12 protein-coding genes are annotated in these 9,478 nt (G+C 58.5%); 4 read left to right on the top strand and 8 right to left on the bottom strand.

Annotated elements, in window-relative coordinates; translation table 11 throughout:
- Window positions 1–275: 275 nt before the first annotated feature.
- The 3 genes from ABD53_RS15285 to ABD53_RS15275 all read right to left on the bottom strand — a co-directional run bounded on the left by ABD53_RS15285 (window position 276) and on the right by ABD53_RS15275 (window position 4,084).
- Complete coding sequence (locus ABD53_RS15285) at window positions 276–494, bottom strand: hypothetical protein (protein WP_047866699.1); 219 nt, start codon at window positions 492–494, stop codon at window positions 276–278.
- 112 nt (window positions 495–606) lie between these two features.
- Window positions 607–3,342, bottom strand: a complete 2,736-nt coding sequence (locus ABD53_RS16270) for a phage/plasmid primase, P4 family (protein WP_053058164.1) — start codon at window positions 3,340–3,342, stop codon at window positions 607–609.
- Between the two features lie 385 nt (window positions 3,343–3,727).
- Window positions 3,728–4,084: a hypothetical protein gene (locus ABD53_RS15275; RefSeq protein ID WP_047866698.1), complete on the bottom strand. Its 357-nt coding sequence runs from the start codon at window positions 4,082–4,084 to the stop codon at window positions 3,728–3,730.
- 210 nt (window positions 4,085–4,294) lie between these two features.
- On the opposite strand from ABD53_RS15275, the gene ABD53_RS17095 reads away from it, so the two are divergent.
- The 4 genes from ABD53_RS17095 to ABD53_RS17090 are packed head-to-tail and all read left to right on the top strand — an operon-like array spanning window position 4,295 to window position 5,992.
- Entirely contained in the window at window positions 4,295–4,675 is a 381-nt protein-coding gene (locus ABD53_RS17095; RefSeq protein WP_152670816.1) for a hypothetical protein, read from the top strand.
- Window positions 4,676–4,734: 59 nt separating this feature from the next.
- Window positions 4,735–4,959 (top strand): MerR family transcriptional regulator, encoded by a 225-nt coding sequence (locus tag ABD53_RS15270; RefSeq protein WP_047866697.1) that lies wholly within the window; start codon window positions 4,735–4,737, stop codon window positions 4,957–4,959.
- A gap of 17 nt (window positions 4,960–4,976) precedes the next feature.
- Window positions 4,977–5,528 carry a hypothetical protein gene (locus ABD53_RS15265; RefSeq protein ID WP_047866696.1) on the top strand — a complete coding sequence of 184 codons (552 nt, stop codon included), beginning with the start codon at window positions 4,977–4,979 and terminating at the stop codon, window positions 5,526–5,528.
- A gap of 17 nt (window positions 5,529–5,545) precedes the next feature.
- A complete protein-coding gene (locus tag ABD53_RS17090) occupies window positions 5,546–5,992 on the top strand; it encodes a hypothetical protein (protein WP_152670815.1) in 447 nt (148 codons plus the stop codon).
- A 211-nt stretch (window positions 5,993–6,203) separates the two neighbouring features.
- On the opposite strand, the gene ABD53_RS15260 is transcribed toward ABD53_RS17090, so the two are convergent.
- The 5 genes from ABD53_RS15260 to ABD53_RS15250 all read right to left on the bottom strand — a co-directional run bounded on the left by ABD53_RS15260 (window position 6,204) and on the right by ABD53_RS15250 (window position 9,251).
- On the bottom strand, window positions 6,204–6,869 hold the full coding sequence (locus tag ABD53_RS15260) for an RES family NAD+ phosphorylase (RefSeq protein ID WP_152670814.1): 666 nt from the start codon (window positions 6,867–6,869) through the stop codon (window positions 6,204–6,206).
- A 46-nt stretch (window positions 6,870–6,915) separates the two neighbouring features.
- Complete coding sequence (locus ABD53_RS16715) at window positions 6,916–7,299, bottom strand: hypothetical protein (RefSeq protein ID WP_084709757.1); 384 nt, start codon at window positions 7,297–7,299, stop codon at window positions 6,916–6,918.
- A 586-nt stretch (window positions 7,300–7,885) separates the two neighbouring features.
- Window positions 7,886–8,086 (bottom strand): hypothetical protein, encoded by a 201-nt coding sequence (locus ABD53_RS15255; protein WP_047866694.1) that lies wholly within the window; start codon window positions 8,084–8,086, stop codon window positions 7,886–7,888.
- 62 nt (window positions 8,087–8,148) lie between these two features.
- A complete protein-coding gene (locus ABD53_RS17080) occupies window positions 8,149–8,811 on the bottom strand; it encodes a hypothetical protein (RefSeq protein ID WP_152670812.1) in 663 nt (220 codons plus the stop codon).
- A gap of 80 nt (window positions 8,812–8,891) precedes the next feature.
- Window positions 8,892–9,251 carry a hypothetical protein gene (locus ABD53_RS15250; protein WP_047866693.1) on the bottom strand — a complete coding sequence of 120 codons (360 nt, stop codon included), beginning with the start codon at window positions 9,249–9,251 and terminating at the stop codon, window positions 8,892–8,894.
- Window positions 9,252–9,478 lie beyond the last annotated feature (227 nt).

Genomic DNA, 9,478 nt, shown 5'->3' with positions numbered 1-9,478 from the left:
GGTACGGGGGAGGGGGTGACGCAAGAAGATTCGGGACTCCACTACACGACTGGCCCGCCGGAAATTTTGCGGAGATCCCGAAAATTGGCCGGCTAGGGACCCCCTTCTCGTCACGCCCGCGTACATCGGAGGATCACAAGAGAAAGCTACCCTGGAGCACGGATAATCCACCGTAGATATGCCTCTTACACTTTCCCTACCAGCCGTAGAGACTGTGGGAGGACTGCGCTTAGGATGTCCTGAGACCATCTTATACCCCTCTTCAGAATGGGTGTTTACCGGAACTTATTGGGCCAGTCGGGATAGCTCTCGGCGATCCTCTGCGCCTCGGCGACGGTTCTGGCGATACCGGCTCCGATGAGCGTGGCGGCGTTGAACTGCTGTCCAGGAGTCATCCCGGAGAGCCTGGCTCGGTCCAGCGGGGTATCCGCTGGAGTACCCTCCAGGCTCTTTAGCATGGCCTCCCGGCGGCGGCGTAACTCGTACGGATTCACTATTGCATCTCCTTTCGTGGTTCACGCGGCGTGAGTCGCTAATGGCTCTCTGTGAAGTCTTCAAGGAGTAGAACCACCAGAGAACAAGCCAAGTAAGTACGACCACGGCAAATCACTCCAGCCTCTCAAGTTCACGCTCTACTTCGGACCGTATCTGTTCGGGGTTGGCACCGATCTCGTGTGCTATAGCCGCGCACAGCGGGTTCAGCATCCGCTCTGTGGGGTTGCGGCGGTAGATGGCCGTCTGGTTCTTGAGCCACTCTGGCGGTTTGGCGAAGAGCTGGGCTAAGGGAGAGGCCTCGCCGTCCTCACAGCGGTTCTTCAGCCCCTCGGGGGAGAGGGCGACATCCTCCTGCGTTGCGTTGGAGTAGGCCGGAGCGGACGAAGCGGATGATTGCGGATAGGTTTTTGGCATAACTGCCTCATGAAGGTAGTTTAAGCTTTTAATGCCGCTTTCTTGTCCGCTATCATCCTCTTTATCCGCTAACCCAGACGTTTCTCCTGCAAAACCGTAGCTTTCGGAGAGCGGACGATCATCCGCTCTATCAGCTTTCAGCGGAGTTTTGAAGCCCGCATCGGCGCGATTTCCTGTGCTCTGGGAGCTAGAAGGTCCGCTCTCGGGGTCTGAATCGTCCGCTCTGATACCCACTCCGCGCCATCCCTTGCGATCCTTATTCGGGCCGCTAGTGAACTTGAAACTCTCAAAACCGCGCTCGGAGAGCCGGAGCCCGAAGGCCCTCTGCGTATCCGGGTGCTCGCCGGCGTCGGCGCACCAGAGCTCGTACTGCTTGTAGAGAGCAGCCGCCGGCGCGGTGGCGTTCGGCTCCACCACGCACCGGGCCTCAAGGAAGTCTCCGAGGGTGTCCATCTCCTCGCGGTACTCCTTCGTGGCCGCGGCTACGGCCTCCGGGCATCCGAGCCCGTTCTCGTACCAGTCCAGCGCCCCTCGCACCATCCAGGCGAAGATCCCCGCCCGCTCCTCGGCGAGCTTTGCGGGGAGCCCGGTGTCGGGGTTATCAGCGAAGCGCTGGTTGAAGGGGACGAGCCGGATCCGGTCCCAAATAGCGTCGTCGGTCCCAACGATTATCGGCTTGTGGTTCATCGAGATCCAGAGCTTGAACTCGGGCTTGAAGTCGAAGAACTCCCCCCGCATGAACCGAGCCGTCACGGTATCCGAGCCGGTCAGGTTCTTTACCTTCGACTCGGCCATGCGGCGGTTCTTCTCCGGCTCGGCCGCGGAGACCAGGCGCGCGCCCTTGAGAGCCGCCACGTCGTTCGGAATCTGCGAGCCCCCGCGCGAGGAGAGGATGGTCTCCACCGTGGTGTTCTGGGCGTACTCGCCGGCTGCTTCTCTGAGAGCTTCCACGAGCGTAGACTTGCCGTTCTTACCGCCGCCGTGGAGGAAGGCCAGGACACGCTCGGCTGTAGAACCCGTGAGGGAGTAGCCAGCGTAACGCTGGACGAAGGCCCTAACCTCCGGGTCCGGTAAGACTTGTCTTAGAAACTTCTCGAAGCGTGGCACTGAGGCCTCCGGGTCGTAGTCGAAGGGGACGCACTTGGTTATTAGGTCCTCCCGGTCGTGGTCGCCGAGCTCGCCGGTACGGAGGTCGAGCGTTCCGTTGCGGGCGTTCACGAGCCACACATCCCGGTCAAGATCGTCCACCGAGATGTTCATGTAGGCCTTCGCCTGGGAGAGCAGCGCCTCTATCCTGGACGCCGCCTGCGAGGCCACGGCGTGGGCGGAGATCGCCTTCGCCTCCTGGTTATCCGCAGCGTTCTTTGCCTCCTCGAAGATGCTCCTCACAGACTTGTGAGCGAGCCTGTGAGTAGCGTGTGAGCCCTCGTCCCAGCACCACCGTGTACCGTCCCAGAACATCCACCTGTTAGCCTCGGTACACCATCGCACGTCCGCGCTATAGGCATCCACGAACCTCTTGGCGTTGCCGAGGTCGGTGCGCATGTAGGTTTCTGCGGCCTCATCCTGTAGGGGGCCCTTCCAACCGAAGAAGTCGGCCAACTTGCGGGGGAGCCCGGGCACCAGCTCCTCTAGCCTTCGCCCTCCGGTCGCATCTTCCCCGTCCCGGACCCGGCGGGCTGTATCCCTCACGAGACCTTCGAGGTCCCTGTGAGCCTCCCGCTGGGCTATCTGGTCTCCATCGAACCCACGTGCGTCCCACCCAGCTAGCAGAATGGCTAGCACGGCCTCCTCGGAGAGGCCTCGGCGTAGCAGGAACCCAGCCAGGGCGAGGGCTAGGTTGTGGCGGCCGCCGCCGGCGTTCGTGCGCTTGTCCTTGAGCTCTGGCAGGTGCCGGGCTATCAGGGAAGCGGCGGCGAGCTTCCTGCAGGCCTCCGCGAGCTTCCCGGCGTCCATGCTGTGAGTTTCAAGGCCGCTCTCGGACCAGGTGATCTTCTCCCCGCTCGGATGGACGCTCGGATATACGAGGGTATGGTGACCGTTGGAGCGGAGTTCGAGGAGGACCTCTCCGTTGGGAGCTAGGTCGCTGAAGGTTCGGTACTCCGCGCCCTCAGCGTAATACCACCAGTGAGAATCAGGCGAACTTGGCCGGCCGCTAGTGAGTGTTTCGGGTAGGAAGCGGCCCGCGATCTCCCTGGCCTCCGGGGTGTCGAGATCCACGTCCACCAACCAACCCGAAGGCTCACCGGTGTGGACGCCTATATTCTGACCGTTGTTGAAGTAGGACGGGACCTCCTCCTCGGAGATCCTGAGACTCTGCCAACCGGGGCGCCCGGGATTCTTTTCTCCAGAGGGCACAGGCACCACGCAGTACCCGTCCCCTACGTACCGTGCTGCGGCTCTGATGGAGTTCTCAGGGCCTTTAACCTGCATTGGCCACCCTGCCCAAGCGCTCTTTACTCAAGTTCCCAGCACCTTCGGTGGGCCGCTTCGCTAGTAGGGTCAGAGCGCCACCCTTATGCAGCTCCACGCCCCATTCTTCTGAAGTCAGTCGAGTGGATCTGGTGTGTCCGAGAAACGCCCGTTCATATCTTTCTACTTCTTCTCGGCTCTGGAGATAAATCAGAATGGACAATCTGCGCTCCCAGGTTTCTGAAGATTTGCCGCTACCACGGCTGTCTGTGTAGGCGCCCGAGTGGTCGCCTGGATGGAGGCCATGTAGAATGACCTTGCGGAGTTCCAGGCACCAGCGGACTCTTAGTTTCGAAGGGGCTTCGGGGTGTGAGCCGAGGCCCCTTCTCTCTTTCTCTTGTTTATCTCACTTGCTCACCTCTTCGGAAATGTCCACTTCAAGAATCCCATCGTTCATTGATGCCGAGAAGCGTTTGCCCATGATCGACTCGGGGAGCTCGTAGAAGGCCAGAAATGCTTTTGCCGCGACTTGGTAACTATGGCTAGTGTGCTTGCGTAGTCTGTAAGCGTCTACCGAATCCACCTCAGCCGGTTGTATGCCGATGATTTTTCGTTGGTCATCGTAGAGAAGCTCGACGTATTCTGGCTCTCCCATAGCCTCAAAACCTGCGGTATTGAACCCGAAGAGCCCCCTAGCGTGAACGCTCACGAGTGGATAGTGTTCGCCTGTTGCGTACGCTCTTCTGAACTTCTGAAACGGCACGCTCGACCTCCTGTTTGTCTAGGCTATTGTACCGGGTCTTATTGCGCCTCACAACTGACAGTCGTTTCACGAGGTCCAAGGCAAAGCATCTGAGGCATCTGTTTACTTGACAAGTGTAACCTAGATAGGTAATATATGGGTAGACATAAAGAACGGCCCCGGCGGTGCGCTAACACCCCGGGGCCTGGCCCACAGCCTTAAGGAGGCCCTGTGAGCACCACGCAGTCTACCGCTACGGCGGCAACCCGCACCACTCGCACCGGCCGCGGTGTCCGGCTCTTTCACGAGCGCGGCCACGAGATTATCCGACTCCGGCCCTGGACGTACTCGGTGCCGGGTTGCACCGGCCCCGCAACCTACACGGTGGATGCCCGCACGGGCCGTTGTAGCTGCCCGGATAGCCCACCTGAGTGTGAGGTCTGCAAGCACACTGCGGCGGCCCTGATATGGCGCTCGAAGGCCGGGGAGTGTGCGAGTTGCGGAGAGCATCGCTTGAAGCGAGAGCTTGTAGAGGTCGGAGAAGACCATGCGGTCTTCTTCACCGACGATCTACTGTGCCGGCGCTGCGCTCACCGGCACGGTGCCCTGTAGTAGCGGAGGACCTGGCCGGGCCGGGGATCTTTCCCCGGCCCACGTCCGAGAGGAGGAGCATGGCGAGGAGGTCGGTGAAGCTCACAGAGCTTGAGAAATGGCCCTCCGTGACGGACACGGCCGGCGAGCTCGGTTGTAGCCGCCAGTGGGTACACAAGCTCTTTGAGGCCGGAGAGTTGCACGGGGTGAAGACCCGTGCGGGACTTCTGCTCGACCCGGAAAGCGTATCCGAGTATGTAGCCAGTCACGCGAGGCCTCATATCCAGCGTGGAGGTTCCCAGTAAGGGTATGATGCCCTCGCATGGGGGAAGATCACTCACAGCGACCGGACCCGACCGGACCCGACCAGTCACCGGCGGGTCGGTGGGTAACGGTCAACGAGGCTGCGGAGGCCCGCGGTATCAGCGTGGAGGCCGTCCGGGGGCGGGTAAAGCGCGGCACAGTGCGCCATGAGCGGCGCGGCGGCACCGTTTACGTCCTCCTCGAAGGCGACCAGACGCCGCCCGGTCGTGACCAGTCAACGACCAGTCAGAGATCGGACGACGACCAGTCGGAGGCGTCGGAGGCGTCGCCGCTCGTGGACGTCCTGCAGGACCAGGTGGAGTACCTCCGCGGCCAGCTTGAAGCGGAGAGAGAGGCCCGCCGGCGGGCGGACCACATTATCGCCGCTCTTACCGAGCGCATCCCGGAGCTCGAAGCCCCGCCACAGAGCACACAGGAGGCCGAGAGTGTCGCGGAGAGCGCCTCCGAGGGTGCTGATAGGGGAGAGGCCTCGGAGAAACGTACAGAGCCTCAGAGCGTCGGAGAGCAGGAGCGTGTACCGTGGTGGAGGAGGTTGTTTCGTAAATCATAGCCTCCAAGGAGAAAACTGTGGGAGATGAACTTGTTGCGGCAATGGTTAGCGAGATAGAAGACGGCAATGAAGCACTGCCTCTTGAAGTTTCCCTGTACTGTGAAGGCTTCTTTGTCGCCGGAGAGATGATTAGCGAGACTGAGTTTCTGCGCATTACGCTTAGTCAATTTGAAGAAGCAGCCGCTAGGTTTCTGGAAGATCCAACCCGACGTAGCAATGCAGTTGAGAGCGCGGAAGCAGCTGGATATCAGAACGCCCGAGCGATGAGCAGCGATGAGCTAGCAGAGCTATTTAATGTGCCTGGACGACTCTTGCAAACAGCTATTTCTAACTACGACCTCGAATCAGCGAAGCGACATGTGCATCTAAAAGAAGCCACTGTATTCTCTGGCGGTATTGAGAGAAAACATGCTGTCTGGCGTTGTTCCCTAGAAGCGGTAAAGGGATTTGCCTACGGGGGATAGAAAGCGTGAGTGTTACAACCCCCACGCTACCTGAGAGCTCCAGCGTGTATCAAGCGACGCTTCGCTCGCATCACCTAGCAACAACGAGACAAGAGCTCGGCCGTTATCCCTGCAAAACCACCGGCACAGCCGTTGCTGAACGCCTCGAAATTCCTAGCGAGAAATGATTTTCAGACGAGTAACGCGGGCCTACTATGAGTCAGGGTATTGGTTACCTTATATCCAACTCGAATAGCTCAGCTACCTCTTGCAGGCTAGGATCGTCGTCCTTCACTGGTTCGTAAAACTCTGCTTCCTCAAGAGATGCTCTGTCATCGAACAGTGCCCAAAGCTCCCATTCTGGGTTGAGCCTAGACAGATATCGTATGCCCGCAAAACGCTGCTCAGATCCTCCTAAATCGTGGATGTACTTGGAGGCTTCCTGCGTAATGCGTCTATGGCTAGAGGTTATGGTGCTTAGATCTAGCTCCTCAAGGCCGAAGTCTTGGAGTAAAGGTGCTAGCTCGGATCTGAGCGTGTCTAGTGATTCTGGGTGGAAAACGTCGGCAAAGGATTGCTCACCAAGTGTTGCCGAGCCTATAGAACGCTCCAGCCTCCAATCAATGGGTACGACCCCACCCTGTAGATCCTCCTCTGGCTCACTCTCCTCTTCGTCCTCTATGTCTTTCAACGCGGCGATTAGGGAGGGGCTCTTTCGAAACCTGGAGAGTGTTTCTCCAAAAGCTCCCGCTTTATCACTGGCACAGTAGATAACCCTGAAGCGTTCTTCCTGTGGCACCTCGTGGGCCTGTCCCGGATCATCAAAGCGATTTCCGAACGTGCCATCTTCTTTTGCTGCCATCCAAGGGGGTGGCGAGAAAACAGGCTCTCTCGCCACCCGGTAGACTAGACCGCCAGCTGGCGGGCCCACAGCATGTATTCGATCAGCCACCGGCTATGAAAGCACGTACGGCTGATTTCACTTCCTTACGGGAGCCTTCCCTCAAGGCTTCTGCAGGAGACAAATCTCCTAGCTGTGGGTTAAGTCCCACAAACCAAGCCTTCGCCACCTCCGGTGAGTCGCGCCTGGTTATGAGGTATGCGGCCTCGTAAGCCTCTCTGAGGTTGGCTATGGCTTCATCGCCCCGCACCGTATTCTCGCCGCTAGCCCAACGCGCAACCGTTCGAGTATTACTCACACCACCAATATAGGCGACCAGCCTCCGGCCCAGCACGTCAGCCAGATAATCGACTACATCAGCCATACCCAGCTTCGTGGCTTGGTTGTGTGCCAGTTCAGCAGAGACATTTCTCTCTACTAGGGACATCGCCTACCTCCTTTCCGTGTTGGTCGATGGCAGTTAGCGCCGTGGCGGTACTGTGCAGTAGCTGCGAACCAGTGTCAACTATTTTGTCAGGGTATCTGTCAAATTCAATGTCACAGAGTAAAGTACATTACGAAACTTCGTAGCCCGCAATATGGGCAGAAAGGTCGTTACGCACATGGCTCGCGGGAAGAAAACCAGTTCGCGGATAGCTAGGCTGGCATCTCGCTTACTGCGCAGTAAAAGCTCCTCGAAGAACACTAAGCGTGTCTCCGGTTCTGCGCTTGCTCAGGCAGGAGACCGGAAGCGGAGCAAGAAGCGAACTCGAAAGCGACAGCGCGCCTAGCTAGCAAGAAGGGCACAGCCACATACGTACTGCTATGGCCTCTCCGCTCCATACATAAGGGGAATGCGGGATTCTTGATAACGCTACCGCCGGGGGCTATAGGGACTTTTCCGCATTCACATGCGGAAAAGCAGGCAGCGTCACAAGACGCTTAGCCTGCCGTAAGAGCCGAGCGGCAGCGTAAGGCTCTGCCGGAGACAGAGGTAGTACCCTCTATAGGAGAGAGAGCAGCCTACCCTAGAGTCACTCAGGCGTGTCTTCACGCTGGGCCTCGTGTACAGCCGCCCTGATCCGCTCGGCCATGAGCTTCTCGAACTCCTCGCCCTCCGGCGCCCTACTCCGCCCCTCCTCGCGCTTTCGCCAGGCAAGCTCCTCTAGCGAGTCGCAGAGCTTGAGCCAGTCTATCTCCTCGTTCGATACTTCTACTGTCCTGCTGGGCTCCACGGCCCCATCCTTCCAAAATCGCCGGGTAGATTGCTCTCCACGACTCCAACGCCGGGGGCTCCCTACTGACGGACGAACTTGCGAGTCAGAATCAAGCCAAACACACCACTCCAGAGAAGCCCAACCGCGATGACCGAGAGTGGGGGACCGCCAGTATTAGGTGTCTGCTGTGTCTGGTCCTGCCTGTCCGTATCTTCGTACTGATCCTCGGAAGGCACTTGGCCTATATTTCCCGGGGGATCGACTGATGCTTGATCGCCACCCGCACCGCCGGTGCAATCTTCGACAGTTATGTCATATTGCAGTCCGATAGAGTTTATGTCTAAGCTGTAGGAGCCTGCTCCTTCATTAACGAAGCTTTCTCCCGATCCCGCGCCTTGTTGGGATACTGCGCTTATTGGAGAGCCCTCTCCGTTAACAAGAACAGTCAAGACTGAGCTGCCTGAATCCACCGCTGTAGCATCGTAAGAAATCCTGAAGCTTTCACCCGTTGTTTGGAAAACAGGCGTGGTCTGACTGCCATTCCCCGAAAAGGTATCCACGACCGTTGCTCCAGGACAACTCCCGTCATCCTCCTGATCGTTTTCCTGGGCACCTATAATATGCGGCGAGAACAGCATGAAGGTCACGGAGACCGCCGCCAGGACAAGCAGAAGATTAGACCTGCGGTGTAGAAGCGAGACTCTTCTACCGTTTGAGGTAGTTGTATCCGGCATTCCGTACATAGATCCCCCCTGGAAGAATGAAGGCTCCTATACCTTACTAGGAGTTAGGAATATCTGAAAACTCAAATGAAGAGAAGAATTCAGGTCACGCGCTGCTGAGACCCTGCTCTCTTCCTGCGCTTCTCTCTCATGCCGAAGTAACTGAGGGTGGCGAGTACGAGCGCGACGATCCCCCAGTAGGTGAGGTCGGTAAAGCTGGACGTGCTGCCCGCGAGTATCCCAAGCAGCCCAGCCAGCGTGAAGACTATGAGCCCCACCAGCGGGAGCCCGAGGACGAAAGCACCGCCGATCAGAAAGAGCAGCGCGAGGAGTATCCCTATCGCAGCGGCGTCAGACGTGGCCTGGTCTTCCAGCATGGAGCTACCCGCCATGACCACGAGAGACTGAATAGCCACGATGAACATCAGTACCAGAGAGATAATCATAGTTGCGATCCTCATATCCTCCCCTTCCACACACGAGTTAGGACACTGAAGGCCGGCAGACGACTACCGGCACAGTAGGTTATCGGAACACCATGACTAGTAGCTTTAGCTACCAGGTACGGGGGAGGGGGTGACGCAAGAAGATTCGGGACTCCACTACACGACTGGCCCGCCGGAAATTTTGCGGAGATCCCGAAAATTGGCCGGCTAGGGACCCCCTTCTCGTCACGCCCGCGTACATC

Origin of the sequence: Rubrobacter aplysinae, assembly GCF_001029505.1 — a bacterium.
Taxonomy (GTDB): Bacteria; Actinomycetota; Rubrobacteria; order Rubrobacterales; family Rubrobacteraceae; genus Rubrobacter_A; species Rubrobacter_A aplysinae.
Note: the sequence above shows the minus strand (reverse complement) of the source record. Positions and strands in the feature narration are given on the sequence as shown.